The organism is Streptomyces durocortorensis (assembly GCF_016901035.1).
GTDB classification, from domain to species: domain Bacteria; phylum Actinomycetota; class Actinomycetes; order Streptomycetales; family Streptomycetaceae; genus Streptomyces; species Streptomyces durocortorensis.
On the sequence record NZ_JAFEUF010000141.1, the window covers coordinates 1 to 19,306 of the forward strand.

Genomic DNA, 19,306 nt, shown 5'->3' on the forward strand with positions numbered 1-19,306 from the left:
CGGGGCGGGCCCCGGCCGGCCGCCCCCCCCCCCCCCCCCCCCCCCCCCGGCGACGTGCGGGTCAGCTGCAGGAGCTGAGTTCGCAGATGTCGTTGCGGTCGGTGGAGACCTTGAGGTCGTCGTACCAGATGAAGCTGTTGTCGTTGTTCGGGGCGAAGGAGGGGGTGGCTCCGCCGGCGAAGCTGGAGAAGTAGGCGCGGTCGACCTGGTCGTTGTTGGTGACGAAGCGCAGGCCGGTCACCTTGGCGGCGGACTGCCCGTTGTAGAAGACCTCGATCTCGCCGTCGGGGTTGGCGTTGCCTCCGGTGACGGTGTTGACCTTGACGCGCTGGGCGACGTTGACCCACTGGTTCTTGGGCCAGTGGATGTCGGCGCCGTTCTTCTTGAGGACGGCGTAGTCGCCGTACTGGCCCGCGTGGCCCATGTGGTAGTAGTACACGGCCGCCTGGCCGTTGTTCTGCCGCCAGATCATGCGGGAGCTGAAGCCGTTGGTGCCGTCGCAGACCTGTCCGCCGGAGCAGGAGGCCCCGCCGGCGAGTCCGAGCCCGACCTTGCCGGCGTACTCGGTGGTGCCCCAGCTGAAGTCGCCGCTGAACTTCACCCAGAACGAGAGGTAGTACTCGCGCGCCTTGGTGAGGGCGAAGGGCGCCTGCGCCCCGGAGTCCTCGGGGCCGATCTTGCCCTTGGGGTAGTGGATGCGCAGCGACTTCGAACCGCCGTGCGCGGGTGTCGTGTTGTCGATGCGGGCCCGGGTCTCCATGCCCTGCTGCCAGGGCGCGGTCCAGCCGTCGGCGGCCCACTGGCCGAGCGGGTAGCCGTTTCCGGCAGCGGGGCGTTCGAAGGTGTTGACCTTGTACGTCGGCGCCTTCGCCGCCGGGGCGGGTCCGGCGGTGGCCTGCGGGGCCAGGACGGCTGCGGGGACGAGCAGCGCGGCCGAGGCGGTCAGGAGCAGGGTTTTCGTCTTCATCGTTCCTCTTCCCTGTGGGGTGGGGAGGCCAGGTGGGGCGGGCGTCTCCCCGTGGGTGGGTGCGGGGTGATGTCAGGCGAGCCAGCGCGGCAGGGCGCCGGCGATGAACGCGTCCTCCTCTGCGAGCCAGGGGTAGGCGATGTGCACGCGGTCGATCTCCGCCGCTTGTCCGGGCGAGAGGCCTTCCGCGGGATCGAGGCACCAGGTGCCGGTCAACAGGCCCTGGCGGCGCAGTACTTCATGGACGCCCGCGATGACTCCGGCGAAGGAGCCGCGGACGTCGTAGACGGCGGCGTTGGCGTCGGTGTCCCCGGCGAGCCGGGTCAGCGCCCGCTGCCGGGCCTGCTCGTCCCCGGCGTCGGCGGCGTGGACGTCGGCGAGCAGCCGGACGGCCGAGCGGGTCCAGACGGCCCAGTGGCCGAGCAGCCCGCCGACGAAGCGGCGGACGGCCGGTCCGGTGGGGGTGGTCACGTGGTACGGGGTGAGGAGGTCGGCGACGATGGTGTCGTCGTTGCCCGTGTAGAGGGCGACCTCGGCTCCCCGGCCGGAGTCGGCGATGCCCTGGACCAGCTCCAGCGTGCGGTAGCGGTCGAAGGGGGCGGCCTTGACCGCCACGGTGGACTCCTGGTCGGCGAGCGCCCGCCAGTAGGAGCGGGGCAGTTCGCGCCCGCCGACGGCTTCCTGTAGGTAGAAGCCGATGACGGGGAGGATCTCGCCGACGGCGGCACTGCGGTCCAGAAGGTCGTCGAGCGTGGCGTGCGGGAGCCCGGCGGGCGAGACGAGGACGGCGTCGTAGCCGAGTGCGCGGGCGGTGGCGGCCTCCTCGACGGCCTGGCGGACGGGTCCGGCGACTCCGGCGATCCGGAGGAAGGGGCGGCTCGCGGCGGCCGGCGCGCTTTCCTCGGCGGCGAGTTCGAGGACGGGCCGGAAGAGTCCGTGCTCGCGGATGGCGAACTGGGTGGTGTGCACCCCCACCGCCACTCCCCCTGCCCCCGCCTCCAGGTAGTAGCGGGTGAGGGCGCGTTGCCGCCGTTCGTCGAGGGTGCGGCCGGCGGTGAGGGCGAGGGGGTGGGCGGGGACGACGGTTCCCCGGTGCAGGAGGGCGGCGGTCTCCGGAGCCAGCGGAGCGGGCATCAGAAGGCACCGTCCCGTCGCTCGAACTTGGTCGGCTTGTCCCAGAGTTCGCCGCCCCCGGTGATCCATCGGGCCTGACGTTCGATGAGTTGACCGAGGGTGTGGTCCGGATAGCCGAAGAGGGTGTGGCAGTGCGTGGCGTCGGCGAGCAGGCTCGTGACGGGCTCCTGGCCGGTGAACTCCGGTACGACGTCGAGGTGGTGGGCCAGCCTGGTGGCGAGGGCGCGTACGCCTGCCGTCTCGGGCCCGGTCAGGTTGAGGACGAACGGCTCGGGTGTCGCGGCGTGGAGGACACTGCGCAGGACGACCTCGTTGGCGTACCGCTGCCAGACGACGTTCACCGCGCCCGCCCCGAGGTCGACCGGTTGTCCGGCGAGCAGGGTGCGGGCCAGGTCGGCGAGGACGCCGTAGCGGGGCTCCACCGCGTAGTTGAGGCGGATCAGGGCGACCGGGGTGGACGCGGTGCGCGCGGCGTGGGTGAAGACCTGCTCCCGGCCCCGGCAGGTGACGGCGTAGTCGCCGACGGGGCGGGGCTCGTCGCTCTCGCGCGAGCCGCCGGTGACCGGGGCGGTCATTCCGTAGACGTTGCCGGTGGAGAGCGCGACGGTGCGGGACGCGCGGTAGCGGCGGGCCACGAAGGCGGGCAGCACCGTGTTGGTCATCCAGGCCTGTTCGGGCGCGGACGCCGTGCCGAACTTCGCGCCGACCAGGTGGATCACGACCGCCGCGTCCGGCAGGGCGTCCACGGCGGCGGGATCCGACAGATCCGCGACGACGGTGCGCACACCGAGTTTCCCCAGCCCGTCCCGGCCCCGCGCGTCCGTCCACCGGGACACCGCCAGCACCTGGACATCGCCACGGCCCGCCGCGTCCAGCGCCCGGCGGGCCATCGAGGCGATGCCCGCCCCGGTCTTGCCGCCGGCCCCCAGGACCACGACGTCGCCGGGCCAGTCGGCGGCCTCGGCCACCAGCGCCGGTCCCGGGCGGCCCAGCTCCTCCTCGAGTTCCGGGACGCAGCTGCGGAGTTCTTCCTGCATGAATTCTCCCACCCAATTCATTCCCTTAAAAGGAATGAATTTCTGCATTTCCTGACGCTGGGGTTACAAAAGCACCGCCAACTGGTTGACGCAAGAGGTTGATTGCTGCAATCTCCACAGCATGAAATCGGCAGAGGAGAAGGATTCATTCCTTCGTGGCCCCAAATACCTGCAAGCCGCCGAGCGGCTGCGCAGGGAGATCACCAGCGGTTCCTGGGCGCCGGGAACACAGCTGCCCGTCGAGCGGGAGCTGGCGGACACGCTCGCTGTCAGCATCAACACGCTGCGCCGGGCGGTCAGCGAACTCGTCGACGAGGGGATCGTGCAACGGCGGCAGGGGGCGGGCACCTTTGTGTCGCCGCCGCCCGAGGCCGCTCCCGCGGAGGCCGGTTCCCCCAAGGGCCGCCGCCTGGTCGGCGTGCTCGTCCCGTCGACGACGTACTACTATCCGCGGGTCGTCGACGGCATCCAGCGGGTACTGCGGGACGCCGGCGTCGGAACCGTCCTCGCCTCCTCGAAGTACGACCTCGGCATCGAGCGCGACGAGGTGCGGGCGATGCTCGACAGCGGCGTGCAGGGGCTGCTGCTCGTGCCGAATCTCCATCTGCTGGACGAGCCGCAGGAGTACGTGGACGACCTGCGGCGGCTCACCGTGCCGTACGTCCTCGTCGAGCGGCGTCCGTCCGCCCCGGCGCCGGACGATCCCACGTCCTACGTGGCCACGGATCATCCGGGCGGGGTCTGTCTGGCCGTCCGCCATCTGCGCTCGCTCGGCCATGAGCGGATCGGTCACCTGGGGCGGCTGCGCACCGGGACGTCGAATGCCGTGGCGCGCGGTTTCGACGAGGCCGCGGCGCTGCTGGGCGCCGAGGTGGTGGAGGGCGCGGTGGCCCGCGCGGACGTCTGGACCCCCGAGGGCATCGCCGACTACGCGCGGCACTGCGCGGACGCGGGGATCACGGCGGTGTTCTGCCACGGAGACCGGGACGCGGCGGCCCTGGTGGTCGCGGCCCGGCGGCACGGCCTGTCCGTCCCCGGGGATCTCGCCGTCGTCGCGTACGACGACGAGGTGACCGAAGTGGGCGACATCCCGCTGACGGCCGTCTCCCCGCCCAAGGAGGAGGTCGGGGCGCTGGCCGCCCAACTGCTGCTGCGCCGTATGGAATTCGGCCCCGGGGCGGTGTCCCACCGGATCGACGTGCAGCCGCGCCTGATCGTCCGCGCGTCCTGCGGGGCCACGCCACGCGACCGCTGACCGCTTCCCTCCCTCCTGCTGCCCCGTACCTCACCTCTCCTGGAGATCCCTATGCCCCCCGCCCCCCCCGCCGGCCGGGTCCGTATCGGCGTCCTCGGCGCGGGAGGTGTCGGCGCCGCGCATGTGCACGCGGCCGCCGGCGCCCCCGACTACGAGATCGCGGCGATCTGCGACACCAACCGTCCCGCGGCCCAGGCGCTCGCCGACTCCGCCGCGGTACCGGTCTACAGCGACCACCGGGCGATGTTCGCGGACGCGGCCCTCGACGCGGTCGTGATCGCCGCGCCGCACGCACTGCACGCCCCGATGACCGTCGAGGCCGCGCGCGCCGGGCTCCACGTCCTGGTGGAAAAGCCGATGGCCACCACCGCCGAGGACTGCGCGCTGATGTCGGACGCGTGCGAGGCCGCCGGGACGCTGCTGGCCGTCGCCCACGTCATCCACTTCGATCCCGTCGTCCGCGAGGCCCGCGCGATCGTCTCCTCCGGCCGGTACGGGCAGCCGCTGCTCATCACGCACCGGCGCTCCTCCCACTACGAACCCGGCTCCCGTCCGCCGTGGTTCTTCGACCGGGCGGTCGCCGGAGGGGGCATCGTCCTCAACGTCGGCACCCACGGCCTGGACCGCATCCAGCTGTTCGCCGGATCCACCGTCCGCCGCGTCAGCGGGGTCGTGCGGGGCCGGCCCGGCCTCGACGTGGAGACCGACGCCCTGGCGCTGGTGGAACTCGCCAACGGCATCAACGCGAGCATCGCACTGACCAGTCGGGGCATGCCGTACTTCGACGAGACCGAGGTCGTGCTCGACGAGGCCACCTTGCGCATCTCCGCCACCGAGGGGCTCTTCGTGCTCCGCGACGGGCAGGCCACCCACCTCCTCAGGTCCGATCCGAGCCATCAACAGCAGGCGTTCCGAGATCAGTTGGACGGGTTCGTGGCGGCGGCACGCGGAGGGCCGGGCCACTACGTCGACGGGGCGTACGGCCGCAGCGTCGTCGCCGCCGCGCTCGCGGTGTACGCCTCCGCCGAGCGCGGGCAGCGGGTCGATGTCGCCGCCGAGCGGGTCGCCCCGTGAGCCCCCGGGCGTTCAGCACCCTGGGCTGCCCCGGCGCGGACCTGGACGAGGTGGTGCGGCTGGCTCGCGCCGGGCCCTGCACCGGCGTCGAACTGCGATGCGCAGAAGGGCAGTTGGTGCACCCGGAACTGGATCCGGCAGCGGCGGACCGCCTCGCGGAGGCGCTGTGCCGGGCGGGCCTGGCGGTGCCGGTGCTCGCCTCGTACGTCCAGGTGGCCGCCGACGAGCCGGACGTGGTCGACCGGCTGGCCCGGCACATCGCTCTGGCGGCCCGCCTCGGCGCCGGGCAGGTGCGGGTCTTCGGCGGCGGAGCCGAGCGGGCGGCCGGGCGGCGGGAGCGGGCGGTGCGCCATCTGGCCGAGGCCACGCCGATCGCCGAGGCTGCCGGGGTCGGTATCGCCCTGGAGACCCACGACGTGTTCCTGACGGGCGCCGAGGTGGCCGGGATCCTGGAGGCCGTCGGCTCCCCCGCTGTGGGGGCGGTGTGGGACGCGGTCAACCCGTGGCGGGCGGGCGAGGCCCCGGAGCGCACCGCCGAACTGCTGGGGCCCTGGCTCCGCCACGTACAGCTCAAGGACGTCGCCTCGCCCACCGATCTGCGACCGGTCGTCCCCGGCCGGGGCGTGCTGCCGCTCGGCGGGGTGCTGGCGCAGCTCAGCCGCCTCGGTTACGCGGGCTGGATCAGCCTCGAATGGGAGCGCGCCTGGTACCCCGAGGCGGCTCCGCTCGCCGAGGCGCTCCCCGCCTTTCACCGGGTCCTCGACGCCGCCTGACGGCACCCGCACCCGCGCCCATCACCGTCTCTCCCTTTCCCTCCCCGTTCCCTTCCCATGAAAAGGGGTTCCCCCATGCGTCATTCCTGTCCCACCGTCACCGCAGCCACCCCGGGTGTCCGCCATGGCTAGGCCGGCCCCCAGCAGACGGGCTCTGCTGTCCGCCGGCCTGTGGACCGCCCTCGCCGGGGTCACCGCCACCGCGTGCGGCGGTGGCTCCGATGCCGGGCCGAGCGGCCCCGACGGCCCGCTGACCCTGTGGTCGGCGCTGCGCGGCACGGACACCCTGGTCGCGGCCTGGAACGAGCTGCACCCGGACGAACCTGTCGACTTCTCGCCGATGACCTCGGGGCTCGCGGGCGGCAACGCGAAGCTGTCGAACGCCGCGCGGGCCGGGAACGCGCCGGACATCGTGACGCTCGTCGACGCGGATCTGCCGTCCTTCGCCATCGACGGTGTCTGTGCGGACGTGACCGACCTCGTCACGCCCCGGCTGCGCGAGCGGCTCGGTCCGCAGGCGTGGACCAACGGGGTGCTGGACGGGCGGACGTACGGCATTCCGGTCGATCTCGGCCCGATGCTGTTCGCCTACCGCGAGGACATCCTGACCCGGCACCGTATCGAACCGCCCACCACCTGGGAGGAGTTCGGGGATGCGGCCCGCAGGCTGAAGCGGGACGCGGGCGTCGACCTGGCGACCTTCCACCCCAACGCGTACAACGTGCTGGCCGGGCACGCGATGCAGAGCGGCGGGCAGTGGTTCGCCATCGAGGACGACGCCTGGGTGCTGGACTTCCTCGGCGAACCCAGTCGGCAGGTCGCGGAGTTCTGGCAGGGGCTGGTCGACGAGGACGCGCTGATGTTCGCCCCCGGCTCCAGCCAGCAGTGGCTGTCAGCGCTCGCCGGTGGGCGGGTCGCCTCGCACCTCGTCGGGCCGTGGGGGCTCGCCGCCCTAGTCCGGTCCGTGCCGGGCACGTCGGGGCGCTGGCGGGTGGCCCCGCTGCCCCGGTGGGAGGGCGGCGAGGACGTGGTGGGGACCGACGGGGTCTCCGTGCACGCCATCACCGCCGGGAGCGACAAGAAGGAGCGCGCGATGCGGTTCCTGGAGTGGATGACCACCGCGCCCGAGGCGATCACCGCCCGTCTCTCCGGCGGCCGTTCCAGCATCCTGCCCGCCGACGCGAGCCTGGTGGCCAACGCCTCCCGCGAGTTCGACACGGCGTTCTTCGGCGGTCAGGACGTCTACCGACTCGTGGAGCAGCAGGCCGAGTTGCTGCGTACCGGCTGGACGTGGGGGCCGCGCATGCAGGCGACCGCGACCTCGCTGCACCTGGGGCTGGCCCGGCTGGAGTACGGCACCACCATCGCCGAGGCGCTCCGCACCGCCCAATCCGAGACGCTGCCCGACCTGCGCAGCCTGGGTCTTTCCGTGAGGCAAGCATGAGTCGTGAGGCAAGCATGAGTACCGCCGCCGAAAGTATGAGCACCGCTGCCGAAGGCACGAGCACCGCCACCGACTCCCGCCGTGCGCGCCGTCCGCAGCGGCTGGCCGTCTCCACGCTCCTCGGCCCGTTCGGGGTTCTGCTGGTCGCGGTGTTCGTCGTCCCGACCCTGTACGCCGTCTACCTGAGCTTCTTCTCGACCTCGCACAGCGGCCTGGGCTTCGGCAACGCCCGTACGTCCTTCGCCGGGCTGCGCAACTACGCCGCCGTCCTGTCCGATCCGAGCTTCGTCCGGGGTGTCGGGATCACCCTGCTCTACGCGGTGGTGTTCATCCCGCTGGTCCTGGTGGGCGCCCTCGCCCTGGCGCTGCTCTTCGACTCGGGGCTGATCCGGGCCCGGCAGCTCACGCAAACCGTGCTGTTCGTGCCGCACGCGGTGCCGGGCATCATCGCCACGGTCATCTGGCTGTACCTCTACACCCCGGGGATCTCCCCCGTGCTGGACGCCCTCCAGGGGCTCGACATCACGGTGAACTTCCTGGGCCTGACGATGATCGTGCCGTCGCTGGTGAACATCGCGCTGTGGAGCGGTCTCGGCTACACCGCCGTCATCTTCTTCGCCGCGCTCAAGGCCATCCCCCGCGAGCTGATCGAGGCCGCGGCGATGGACGGGGCGGGGCCGGTGCGCACCGCGCTGACCATCAAGGTGCCGCTGGTGCGTTCCACGCTCTCGACGGTGGCGATCTTCACGACCATCGGCGCGCTCCAGCTCTTCACCGAGCCGATGCTGCTGGCGAAGGCCACCCCGCTGATCAGCCCGCGCTACACGCCCAACATGTACATCTTCGACGCCGCGTTCACCCGGAACAACTACGGCCTGGCCTCCGCCGCCTCCGTCCTCCTCCTGATCGTCTGCTGTGTCCTGTCCTTCGCCGTGACCCGTGGTTCGGCCGGTTCGGCGCGGCGGAAGACACGTGTCACCTCTTCGAGAAAGGCCCGCCCGTGAGTACGTCGGTCCGCACCACCCCGCCGGCGTCGAGCACGCCGGACGTCTCCTCGCCCAGCACCCGCCGCCCTCCGGCCCGGCCGCGCAGGACCGGTTGGTACGGTCCCGCGGCGGCCAACCTCGTGGTCGGGGTGAGCGCCCTCTACGCGCTCCTGCCGCTGCTCTGGCTGCTGGTCGCCTCCGCGGTGGACTCGGAGGCGCTGTTCGCCTCCGACTTCTTCGACCCGTCCCACTTCGCGCTGTTCGACAACATAGAGACGCTGCTCGCCCAGGACGACGGGGCTTATCTGCGCTGGTACGGCAACAGCCTGCTGTACGCGGTCGGCGGCGCGGCCGTCGGAGCGCTGATCAGCACCGCCGCCGGCTATGTCTTCGACAAGTTCGAGTTCACCGGGAAGCGCCCGCTGTTCGCGCTGATCCTGATATCCGTGATGGTCCCGGCGACGGTGCTCGCGCTGCCGATGTATCTGCTCGCCTCCGACCTGGGTCTCGCCAACACCGTGTGGTCGGTGCTGATCCCGGTGCTGTTCAACCCCTTCGGCGTCTATCTGGCCCGGATGTTCTCCGCCTCCTACGTGCCCGACGAGGTGCTGGAGGCCGCGCGGGTGGACGGGGCCAACGAGCTGCGGAGCTTCTTCTCGGTGGGGCTCAGGATGATCGCCCCGGGCTATGTGACGATCTTCCTGTTCCAGCTCACCGCGATCTGGAACAACTTCTTCCTGCCCCTGGTCATGCTGTCCGACGAGTCGCTCTATCCGCTCAGCCTCGGCCTGTACAGCTGGAACGCGGCCGCCCCCATCAACCCCGACTACTACCCGCTGATGGTGATCGGTTCGCTGCTGGCCCTGCTGCCGCTGGTGATCGCGTTCCTGCTGCTCCAGCGCTACTGGCGGTCGGGGCTCACCGCGGGCAGCGTGAAGTAGGCGCGCCGCCGGGTCACTCCCCCGTACCCCTCACCCGTGCGCACCGCCCAGGAGGCCGGACCGGGACCGCGGGACCAGAATCGGAGGCGCTGAGCTCCGGGACGCCCCGTGCCCCACCGCGGCGGCCGTCCTCGCGGGCGGAGAGGGCGGACCGATGGCGGGACCTGCACGCCGGGGGCGTACTCCCCGGCGCGAACGTGACAACGTGGCCGTGGAACGCATGGTCCGCACCCTCATCCGGCGGCGGAAGAAGTCGTTCCGCGAGGAAGACGTCACCGTCACCGACCCGCCGAAGGTCCGGCGTGCCGTCACGGCGGCGGCCCTCGGCAACACCATGGAGTGGTTCGACTTCGGGGTCTACGCCTATCTGGCCGGGACGCTCGGCAAGGTCTTCTTCCCCTCCAGCTCGCCGGGCGCCCAGGTGGTGTCGACGTTCGCGACCTTCGCGGCGGCCTTCCTGGTACGCCCGCTGGGCGGTCTGGTCTTCGGGCCGTTGGGCGACCGGGTGGGGCGGCAGAAGGTCCTCGCGCTCACGATGATCATGATGGCGGCGAGCACCTTCGCCGTCGGGTTCCTGCCCACGTACGCGGCGGTCGGCTTCGCGGCCCCGCTGCTGCTCCTGGTCTGCCGCCTGGTGCAGGGCTTCTCCACCGGCGGTGAGTACGCGGGCGCCACGACGTACATCGCGGAGTACGCCCCCGACAAGCGGCGCGGGTTCCTCGGCAGCTGGCTCGACTTCGGCACGTTCGTCGGCTATTCGCTGGGCTCGGGTCTGGTCACCGTGCTCACCGCCGTTCTCGGCACGGACGGGATGACGGACTGGGGCTGGCGCATTCCGTTCTTCGTCGCGGGCCCGATGGGCATCATCGGGCTGTACATGCGGCTGAAGCTGGAGGAGACGCCCGCCTTCCAGAAGGAGGAGGCGTACCAGGCCGCCGAGTCGCGCTCCGGATCCGGTTCCGGGGACGATCCGGTCGAGGAGGCCCGGCAGTCGGGCAAGGGGCGGCTCAAGGAGATCTTCACGAAGCACTGGGAGGCCGTGCTCATCTGCATGGGTCTGGTGCTGCTGTACAACGTCACCAACTACATGGTGACGTCCTATCTGCCCACGTACATGTCCTCCACCCTGGGCGAGCCGGAGACCACCTCGCAGCTGCTGGTCCTCGGCACGATGCTGCTGGTGGTGCTGCTCATCACCACCGTGGGACGGACCTCGGACCGGTGGGGCCGCAGACCCGTCTTCATGGCGGGCAGCGTGGCCCTGATCGCGCTGGCCGCGCCGGCCTTCCTGCTGATCCGGCAGGGCGGGATCCTGCTGCCGGCGCTGGGGTGCGCGGTGCTCGGGCTGCTACTGGTCTGCTTCGCGGGGACGGCGGCCTCGACGCTGCCCGCGCTGTTCCCGACCCGGCTGCGGTACGGAGCCCTGTCGATCGCCTTCAACATCTCGGTGTCGCTGTTCGGCGGAACGACCCCGCTGTTCGTCTCGGGTCTGGTGGAGGCCACGGGCAACGAGATGGTGCCCGCGTACTACCTGATGGTGGCCGGGGTGATCGGCCTGGTGGCCACGTTCTTCCTGCACGAGACGGCGGGCCGGCCGCTGCGCGGTTCCGGCCCGATGGTGGAGACGCCCGAGCAGGCCCGCGAACTGGTGGCACGGAGCCGGACGGCGGCGGGCCGCCAGGCGCGCGACGTGTGGCTGCGGGTGCGGAACCTGTGGCGGGGGCCTCCGCACTGACGGCGGGCGGCGGGCCCGTACACGTAAGGCGATCCCTTACGCGCTCAGGCGTCCGGAACCGCGGGGGCCGCCGCGGGCTCGTTGAGCTTCCCGAACGGCACGTGCACGCTCGGGGTGGTCCGCGAGGTGCTGGCCAGGTGGCCCTGCTGGTCGTCGAAGAAGATGTGCGGCTTGAGGATGCCCATGATCCGGCCCTTGTCGATGCCGCCGAGGAAGAACGCGTCGTTGACGGTCACGCCCCACCCCTTGAGGCTCTGCACCGCGCGCTCGTGCGCGGGCGCGTTGCGCGCCGTGACGATGGAGACGTGCAGCCGGATCCGGTAGTCGGGGTTCTTGCGGCGCTCCCGCTCCTCCCGCTGCTGGATCCGGTTCACGTTCGCCAGGAAGTCCCGCAGCGGCCCGGCGTCGTGCGGCACCCCGGCGTTGGTGACCTCATGGGCGCGGAACTTCTCGATCCCGCCCTCCTGGAACACCTGCTCCGACGCGTCCGTGGCCAGGACCCCGTCGAAGTCGAAGGAGATCCGCAGGTCGTGGTCGTCCGCGTCGTCCTCGTACGGGGCGCCCAGGACGTGCCCGGCGGGCAGCCCGGCGGCGACCGCCTCCCGGACGTCCCTCTCGTGCGCCGAGAGGAACAGGGACATGTTGAGCGCGGGCATGAACCGGTGAGGCGAGCGGCCCTGCATGAAGATGGCCCGGCTGATGGGAAGCTGGTGGCTCTCGATGGAGCGCATGACCCGCAGCCCGGTGTCGGGGTCGTTCCGGGACAGGACGATGACCTCGACCAGGGGGTCGTCCGCGTCGCCCAGGTCGTTCAGCGACAGCAGGCGGCGGATGAAGGGGAACGCGGTCCCCGGGCGGAGCGGATCGCCCACGTGCTGCTCCTGGTAGGCGCGGTAGCTCTCCTCGCCCTGCTCCCGGAAGACGGCGTCGGACTCGGTCAGGTCGAAGAGAGCGCTGGACGCGATCCCGATGACCAGCCGGTCGGCGAGTTCGTAGTGCACGGACGATTCCTCCGGTCGGGGCCTGACGGCGTGGCCCCTCACTATCGCACCGGCGTACGACCGCGCTCAGCTCAGCATCAGGGCGCCGTCCCAGGAGGTGACCGGTGCACGGCCGGTGGCGTACGTGTGCAGGGCCAGGGCGATGCCCGCCGCCCCCTCCAGGAAGCCGGGGCGGTCCAGTGGACGCTTCGCGAGCGCGTGGGCGTAGCGGAAGCCGAACGGGGCCCCGGGGTCGAATCCGTCCAGCACGCGGGCCGCCAAGCGGTCGGCGGTGGCGTGGAGTTCCGGGTCGTGGGTGTCCTCGGCGGTGCGCAGCACGATCTGCAGGAGGCCGGCCCAGCCGTGGCACAGCGCGGAGTCACGGATCGACTCGTCGCTCGCCACCGTCAGCGCCCCGCGCAGCGCCGCCTCCGCGTCGGCGCGCCAGTCCGGCCGGTCCAGGGCGGTTCCGGCGAGGTGGACGGCGCGGGCCGCGCCGGCCGCTCCGTAGCACCAGGAGTCCCGTCCGCGCTCCGGCGGCTCCCTCTTCTCGATGCGCTCCCGCGACATCAGGTGCGGCCAGCGCGGGCCCGCCCCGTCACGGGTGCGCAGGCGGGTCAGCAGCGCCATGATCCGTTCGACGGCCTCGTCCTGGCGGTCCACCCGGACCCCTGCCCGCCAGGCGAGGGCGAGGAGGGCCAGCGGGCCGGGGACACCGTGGGCGAGGCCGAGGTTGACGTGCTCGGGGAGCCCGTGGTCCAGCCCTTCGGTGACCCACCACGCGGGCAGCCGGGAGCCGTGCCGGGTGATGTCGTCGGCGGTGGCCACGGCCACGAGGGAGGTGAGCACGTCGGTCAGCGCGGCCCCGGCCGCCTCCCGCGCCTCCTGCCCCTCGGCCGCCAGGTGGCGGGCCAGCAGATAGCGGCCGATCCCGGCGGTTCCGGCGAGGACGTCGTAGCGGCTCCACGCTCCGGCGGGATCCCCGGCGCGGGTCCGCTCCAGGTCGGCGCGGGCGCGGCTGCGGACCCGGTCGAGGATGTGCCGGTCCAGTCCGGCGAGCATCGCGGTGTAGCCGCCGGAACCGACGGCCGTCGTGTGCCCGGCGTACGCGAGCGCCGCCATGCCGCCGAACAGCGACTGGGGCACCGGCCTGATCCCGGCCGCGAGCCCTGCTGACAGGTGTGCGTGGGACCGGTGGCGCAGGGCCGGGTACGTGACGGCCAACTCGGCGTACAGCAGGGCTGCTCCGGGGTGTCCGTCGGAGAGCTGGAGCGGATCCCACACGGGTTGGGGGTCGCCCGGGTAGTGCATGAGGTTGTCCGGCGCACCCGCGATCCGGGCCACCCGCTCGGGGTCGGCCAGCCGGTCCGCGACCTCGGCGACGACCCGGGCGGCGGCCTCCCGGTGCGCCGGCTCGCGGTCGGTCCGGGCGGCGGCCTCCCCGCCCACCGGCTCGGACGGCGAGCGGTCGTTTCCGGCGGTGGCCTCCCCGCCCGCCGGCTCGCGGGGGTCACGGTCAGTGGGCGTCGACGCGGATGACGGCACGGAAGCTCTCCAGTTCCTCCAGCAGGCGGCGGACCTCGGCGCGGCCGGGCTCGGGCAGTTCGCCGACCCGTACCGCCTCCCCGGCGTCCAGCCGGCGCAGCACCGCGAGGGCTTCGGCGGTGGTCGCGCCGGAGGTGACCTGGCCGCCCGCGGCCCAGCGGCGCGGGGCCTCGCCGGGTGCGGGCAGCAGGGAGGCGCAGCCGCGTACGGGGGTGTCGTCGTCCAGGGGGCGCGGCTCGGCGGGCGGTTCGGTCGGCCAGAAGCCGCCCGCCGTCCTGACCCGCAGGGCGAGCTCGGTGGCCCGGTCGGCGAACCGGTCCTCGTCCAGGCGGGCCGCGAAGGCGTCCACCGCGTCGGCGAGGGCCGCGGGCAGTTCGGCGGCGAGGCGGCCGCCCGGGGCGGCGTCCGGGGTGAACAGCGGGGCGGACGCGGCGGGCAGGGTACCCCGGAACAGGTCCTTGATCTCGTAGTAGGGCCGGTGCTCGCGGCGCGGGATGCCCACGTTGACGCTGGTCGCCGGAGCGTCCCCGGTGCTCTCCCCCACGTGGTAGTAGCGCGAGGGCCAGTAGAGAAGGTCGCCCGGTTCGACCTCGGCGACGAACGAGGAGGCCAGGTAGGGCTGGTAGTCCAGCACCGTGTGCACCGGGTCCGACCACGGGCGCTCCGCCCAGAACCGCATCCGCTTGGTGCCGCGTACGCAGAACATGAAGGTGGCGAAACGGTCCTGGTGCACGCCGACCGGGCTGTGCTCGTAGGAGCCGTGGAACATCGTGGAGCCCGCGCTGTGCGTGGGCTGGCCGACCCGCTCCCACAGTCCGGCGTAGAACCGCTGCGCGCGGTCCCAGAGCGGGTGGGAGAAGGAGTGGAAGCGGTGGACGACGAGGGCGTAGCGCTGTCCGCCCAGCCGGTCGGCCATGCGCTGTTCGTAGCCGTCGAACGATCCGTCGGACAGCTCGGGCAGGTAGTCGTACGGCCTGGTCTGCTGCCGTCGCCGTACGAGGAACTGGAGGTTGCCCGGTACGGCGAGCGGGTGGGGCGGGCGGCTGCCGAGCACGGCGGCCCGGAACACCTCGGACTCGGCGAACGGCACGGCGTCGACGGCCTTGTACAGCACGGGCCGGCGGTCCCAGAACCGCTCGGTGAAGGTGTCCCAGTCGAAGGACTTCTCGACGGTCAGCGTCATCGTGTCGCCTCCTCGGCCAGGTCGATGCCGCGCAGCCGGTACAGCTTGTCGAGCAGCGCGAGCACCGTCGCCGCGTTCCGGTCGTCGTCGCCCGCGGCCAGCGCGCGGCAGACCTCGTCGGCCCCGGTCTCCTCTCCGTCGCCGAGTGCGGCGTACACCCGGTCGCCCGCCGCTCGCGGCAGGGTGAAGACGTTCCCCTCCACCGCCCAGACCTCGTGTGCGGGCCCGTCGGGCATCCGGACGATCTCGCCGGTGCGACGGAAGCGGGTGGACCGGGTGATCGCGACGCCCTCGCGGGGCACCGGGATCGGTTCGAGGCCGGCGGCGGAGCGCAGCGCGGCCCAGCGGATCCGCAGGGTCCTGCGCAGGTGTTCGCCGTCCACGACCGTGCGCAGGTCGTCCCCGAGGCCGGTCAGCCGGGGCAGCACCCCGTCCGGGTCGTCGATGCCGGTTCCGGGGCCGAAGGGGAAGTACGGCACGGTCTCGTCGTTGCCCTGCCCGGCGTGCACCAGGTCGGCGAGCAGGTCCCGCAGGGCGGTGAACGGCAGGGTCCGGTCGACGGGGATCCGCAGGCGCAGGGCGACGCACCGGTCCCGGTAGGTGTCCACGTGCCGCTGGTCGCCGGGCCAGTACAACAGCTCCCCGGCCCCGGCGCTCAACGTGCGCACCCCGGGCACCGCCCGGTCCGGGTCGGCGATTCCCTCGGGCGGGGGCCCGCCACGCTCGTCCCACAGCCGTACGTCCATCCGGCCGCGCAGCACCCAGGTCAGCGCCGCGTGGGTCGGGGCCTCGGTCGCCCCGACGTGCTGGGTGAACCGGTCGCCGGTCAGGACCTCGGCGACGACGGGGAGGTTGGGCCAGCCGACCTGCCGCCACAGCCCGCTGACCGTGTCCCGTACGGCGGACCACAGCGCGTGGTCCAGGAGGAGCGGCTGACGTACCGTCAGCAGGTAGCCCTGGCGCCCGCTGTCGGCGTCGAGCCGGTCGAGGTAGGCGTCCAGGCTCGGATCGGTGGCGTCCGGCAGAAGGGCCCCGGGGGCCCGCAGCCAGCCGTCGCCGACGAGGAACCGGACGTCGGGCATCACCCAGAACCGGGTTCCGGCGCGGAAAGGCGCGCACGAGGCGACGTTCAGGGGGTGGACCGCGTCGAGGCCGAACGGGGGCCGTGCGTGCAGTCGGACGGGCCGCCGCTCCCAGTAGCGCTGCCCGAACAGCTCCCAGTCGACACCGTCGGGTGGTGTCCGCCGTGTCTCGAGGGCGAGGGTGCTCATGTCGCTTCCCTTCCGGCCGGGGTCCGCCCGGCGTCCCTCAGTGGGAAGCGCCGCCGGATCCGGTCCGTGTGATCGGCCAGGGGTTCCATGCCCAGCGCGGCGCGCCGCCGGTCGACCTGCTCCGGCTCCTCGATCGGCCAGGGCACCAGCTCGCCCGCGACGGGCTCGAACTTGGTCCCGTAGACCTGCGGGCGTCCTTCGTCGACACGCAACTCGTCCGTGAGATAGGCGACTTCACGCCACGGCAGATCACGACGCTCGGCCGCGCCCCGCATCAGCTCCAGGCAGTGACGGCGGAAGTCGAGGTGCTCCCTGGCGTGTTGTACGAGGCGGCTCGCGGCGGCGGCCGCCTCCGCGCCGACGAGGGAGTGCCCCGGCCATCCGTGGTCGGCCACGACCGTGGTGAGCCAGGCGAGTCCGGCGTCGGTCAGTTCCCGCAGCCGGCGTTCCGCGCTCTCGTCGCGCATGCCACCGTCGGCCCAGGGCATCCGGATCGTGCCGTCGAGCCGGTCCAGCCGCAGCAGTCTGCGCCGGATCTCCCCGGCGGGCGCGGGCTCGACGAGGGCCTCGGGCGCGTCGATGGGGTCGACGCTCAGCCGCACCTTCTGCCGGTCCCAGAGGTAGGTGATCCGCCGTCCGGCCTCCGGCCAGTCGAAGGAGACCCGGCCTTCGGAGGGGCTCTGCAAATGCAGCCGCACGCCGAGCGCGGCGTCGGTGACGACGTGGTCGGTCACATCGTCGAAGACGTGCTCCACTGCGTCCCGCAGGGCCACCCCGAGACCGGCGAGGGTGAGGTTCTCCCCCTCCAGCAGCCGGGGCAGCGGGGGCCAGCCGCCCTCGGGCTCCGGCCGGGCCGCGACCCGGGACGTGCCGAACGGCTCGGGCGGGGGCTCGACGCTCAGCACCGGGCCACCCTCCAGCGAGCGGACGAAGTAGGGCACGTCCATGCGCCGCAGCTGGTCGGTCTCGGGACGGTCGAAGCGGACGTCGGGTTCGGCGGGGCGGGGTGCGGCCCCGCCCCCGGACAGCCAGCGGGGCACGAGCGCGTCGAAGTACCGGAACGTGGGCTGCCGCAGGACCCTGACGTAGTGGCCGGCGGTGGCGGTCGCCAGGAAGTCCCGGATGGCGGGCCGCTGCCGGCACATCAGTGTCCAGGCGTCGAACATGCCGCGCAGCATGGCCGGGAGGTAGGGCCCGTAGCCGGTCCGCCCGTCCGTGTCGGCGACGACGTTCCTGGTCTCGTCCCGGGCGAAGGAGACCCGGCGGCGGTGCAGGCTCAGCGCGCCCGTCGGCCGCGGGCTCCAGACCACCGGCGGGCCCTCGGCGCTGCACCAGCGCGCGGTGCGTTCCAGGCCGACGTGGTGCTGGTCGATCTCGGCGGTCGCGTCGTGCAGGAGGCCGGTGTCGTAGAGGCGCGGAACCCGGCAGAAGTAGATCTCCAGGTCGATCGGGTGGAGCAGCGGCTCCGGGTCACCGGGTCTGGTCCCGGTGACCACGTTGCCGCCGATCATGTCGGTGATCCCGAAGGCGAACATCGCGGCGGTCAGCGATCCGGTCCGGTGCCAGAACCGCCCCGACTCCTTCGGGGTCAGCCGGGTGCCGGTCAGCTCCCACGGACCGGAGGTGCGGATCGGCCCCCACTGGGCGGGCGGTTCGATCCACTCCTGCCAGAGGTAGCCGGGCTCGGCCCCGGGCCAGCAGGACAGCACGGGGAGCCGGATCCCGCCGGACGCGGCGGGCGCTTGGTTGAGCAGGTCGAACAGCGAGGCGGAAGCGGTCCCACCGGCTCCTGGAGCCTTGGTGAACAGCAGTTCGCCGGAGGCCGGACGCGGCTTGTAGGCGATCCGGCCCCCGCCCGCGCAGTCGAGACGCAGGACACGCTGGCGTCCGTTGTGGGTCTCCTCACCGTGGGTCCAGAGTCCGACGACCGGGCCGCGGAACGCCGGTTCACCGGGCCAGCAAGCGTCCATGTCCCGGAGCAACCGGTCGAGAAAGAGCGTCAGGAATTCCTCGCAGCGCATCGCCCACTCGGCCACCCGGTCGCGGGCGTAGTACGGTCTCCCGGCGGCACAGGCGACGAATGCCTCGGATACCACGGGTCCGAACAGGTCGGCGTTCGTGATGTCGATTATTTCGGGAGAAACAACGGACGAATAGCGCTGCCGGGAAAGGGCGCACCAGCCGTCGAGCCGGTCCCACAGATCCAGCAGCGGCGCGAACCGCCGGTCGCGGACGGCGTGTTCGATCATCCGCGCGTCGCTCTCGCCGCCGAGCAGCCGGTCGACCGCGACGGTCCCCTCGGGGCCCGCGGCGACCACGGGCGGGAACATGCCGCCGGCCTCGCCCTTGCGGACGGCGTCGACCATCCGCCGTGCCACTGGTGACAATTGGGGAGTCATACCCCGGTCAGCGCCCGTTCCGGAGGCCTCGCCCGGGGCTCGCATCTCCCAGAGCGCCCGGGGGTCCAGAGGGGAATCCGGCACAGCAGCCTCCGACTCGTCACCGATGGACGGACGGCGCGACCGGGTGACGCCGGACCAGGCCGACGCCACCCGACACGCGTCAACAGCAGTAAACGCCCGCGCACGTACCACAGGCGGTGCCGCTGCCCGAGTTCGTCGGAGAGGCGAGCGGCGGAATTTCCTGTTCCAGATCGCCGATCACCAGATCGAATACCTCATCGGCGTTCCGGTCCGTTCCGCCCTGGACCTTTTCCTCAACTGCCTGCATGAATATCCTCCTCCCGTACTGGCCAATTGATCCGCCACTCAGTAGAACAATGCGTCATGCACCTGTCAATGTGCGCACGCGGGTGTGACTCCGGCGTGAGAGCACTACTGGCCGGTAGACATCTATGCGACGCAGGTCACACTCCTCTACGGTCGGGGCACTGCTCCGGCCCCCTCCACGTCGGTGAGCCGCCGACCGGCCCCGGGCGCACCCGTCTCCCGCCCCAGGAGGTCCCATGCCACCCCCCACCG

General features: G+C 72.4%; 16 protein-coding genes. 7 read left to right on the forward strand and 9 right to left on the reverse strand.

Annotated features, from left to right (window positions below; translation table 11 throughout):
- Positions 1-61: 61 nt before the first annotated feature.
- From JS521_RS23410 to JS521_RS23420, 3 genes are all read right to left on the reverse strand, one after another.
- Complete coding sequence (locus JS521_RS23410; protein WP_205084915.1) at positions 62-967, reverse strand: polysaccharide lyase; 906 nt, start codon at positions 965-967, stop codon at positions 62-64.
- Between the two features lie 72 nt (positions 968-1,039).
- Entirely contained in the window at positions 1,040-2,101 is a 1,062-nt protein-coding gene (locus JS521_RS23415; RefSeq protein ID WP_205084916.1) for a dihydrodipicolinate synthase family protein, read from the reverse strand.
- Positions 2,101-3,138 carry an NAD-dependent epimerase/dehydratase family protein gene (locus tag JS521_RS23420; RefSeq protein ID WP_205084917.1) on the reverse strand — a complete coding sequence of 346 codons (1,038 nt, stop codon included), beginning with the start codon at positions 3,136-3,138 and terminating at the stop codon, positions 2,101-2,103. The genes JS521_RS23415 and JS521_RS23420 overlap by 1 nt, the downstream gene beginning before the upstream one ends.
- A 121-nt stretch (positions 3,139-3,259) precedes the next feature.
- Here JS521_RS23420 and JS521_RS23425 point away from each other — a divergent pair, with 121 nt between their 5' ends.
- The 7 genes from JS521_RS23425 to proP all read left to right on the forward strand — a co-directional run bounded on the left by JS521_RS23425 (position 3,260) and on the right by proP (position 11,346).
- On the forward strand, positions 3,260-4,393 hold the full coding sequence (locus JS521_RS23425) for a GntR family transcriptional regulator (RefSeq protein ID WP_205084918.1): 1,134 nt from the start codon (positions 3,260-3,262) through the stop codon (positions 4,391-4,393).
- A 51-nt stretch (positions 4,394-4,444) separates the two neighbouring features.
- Positions 4,445-5,467: a Gfo/Idh/MocA family protein gene (locus tag JS521_RS23430; RefSeq protein WP_205084919.1), complete on the forward strand. Its 1,023-nt coding sequence runs from the start codon at positions 4,445-4,447 to the stop codon at positions 5,465-5,467.
- The gene (locus JS521_RS23435; RefSeq protein ID WP_205084920.1) at positions 5,464-6,240 is read left to right on the forward strand and encodes a sugar phosphate isomerase/epimerase family protein; all 777 of its coding nucleotides are present in this window, start codon (positions 5,464-5,466) and stop codon (positions 6,238-6,240) included. Before JS521_RS23430 ends, JS521_RS23435 begins: the two co-directional genes overlap by 4 nt.
- 124 nt (positions 6,241-6,364) lie before the next feature.
- The gene (locus JS521_RS23440; RefSeq protein WP_205084921.1) at positions 6,365-7,684 is read left to right on the forward strand and encodes an ABC transporter substrate-binding protein; all 1,320 of its coding nucleotides are present in this window, start codon (positions 6,365-6,367) and stop codon (positions 7,682-7,684) included.
- Between the two features lie 14 nt (positions 7,685-7,698).
- Positions 7,699-8,688: a carbohydrate ABC transporter permease gene (locus JS521_RS23445; RefSeq protein ID WP_205084922.1), complete on the forward strand. Its 990-nt coding sequence runs from the start codon at positions 7,699-7,701 to the stop codon at positions 8,686-8,688.
- Complete coding sequence (locus JS521_RS23450; RefSeq protein ID WP_205084923.1) at positions 8,685-9,611, forward strand: carbohydrate ABC transporter permease; 927 nt, start codon at positions 8,685-8,687, stop codon at positions 9,609-9,611. The genes JS521_RS23445 and JS521_RS23450 overlap by 4 nt, the downstream gene beginning before the upstream one ends.
- 220 nt (positions 9,612-9,831) lie before the next feature.
- Complete coding sequence (proP, locus tag JS521_RS23455) at positions 9,832-11,346, forward strand: glycine betaine/L-proline transporter ProP (RefSeq protein WP_205084929.1); 1,515 nt, start codon at positions 9,832-9,834, stop codon at positions 11,344-11,346.
- Between the two features lie 44 nt (positions 11,347-11,390).
- Here the strand turns inward: proP and JS521_RS23460 are convergent, their stop codons facing one another.
- From JS521_RS23460 to JS521_RS23485, 6 genes are all read right to left on the reverse strand, one after another.
- Positions 11,391-12,347 (reverse strand): 5'-nucleotidase, encoded by a 957-nt coding sequence (locus JS521_RS23460; protein WP_205084924.1) that lies wholly within the window; start codon positions 12,345-12,347, stop codon positions 11,391-11,393.
- Positions 12,348-12,413: 66 nt separating this feature from the next.
- Positions 12,414-13,871, reverse strand: a complete 1,458-nt coding sequence (locus JS521_RS23465; RefSeq protein ID WP_307847939.1) for a lanthionine synthetase C family protein — start codon at positions 13,869-13,871, stop codon at positions 12,414-12,416.
- Positions 13,843-15,054: a JmjC domain-containing protein gene (locus JS521_RS23470; protein WP_205084925.1), complete on the reverse strand. Its 1,212-nt coding sequence runs from the start codon at positions 15,052-15,054 to the stop codon at positions 13,843-13,845. Before JS521_RS23470 ends, JS521_RS23465 begins: the two co-directional genes overlap by 29 nt.
- Entirely contained in the window at positions 15,051-16,325 is a 1,275-nt protein-coding gene (locus JS521_RS23475) for a hypothetical protein (protein ID WP_205084926.1), read from the reverse strand. Before JS521_RS23475 ends, JS521_RS23470 begins: the two co-directional genes overlap by 4 nt.
- Complete coding sequence (locus JS521_RS23480; protein WP_239487724.1) at positions 16,322-18,769, reverse strand: DUF6624 domain-containing protein; 2,448 nt, start codon at positions 18,767-18,769, stop codon at positions 16,322-16,324. Before JS521_RS23480 ends, JS521_RS23475 begins: the two co-directional genes overlap by 4 nt.
- A 118-nt stretch (positions 18,770-18,887) precedes the next feature.
- A complete protein-coding gene (locus JS521_RS23485) occupies positions 18,888-19,055 on the reverse strand; it encodes a hypothetical protein (protein ID WP_205084928.1) in 168 nt (55 codons plus the stop codon).
- Positions 19,056-19,306: the final 251 nt, after the last annotated feature.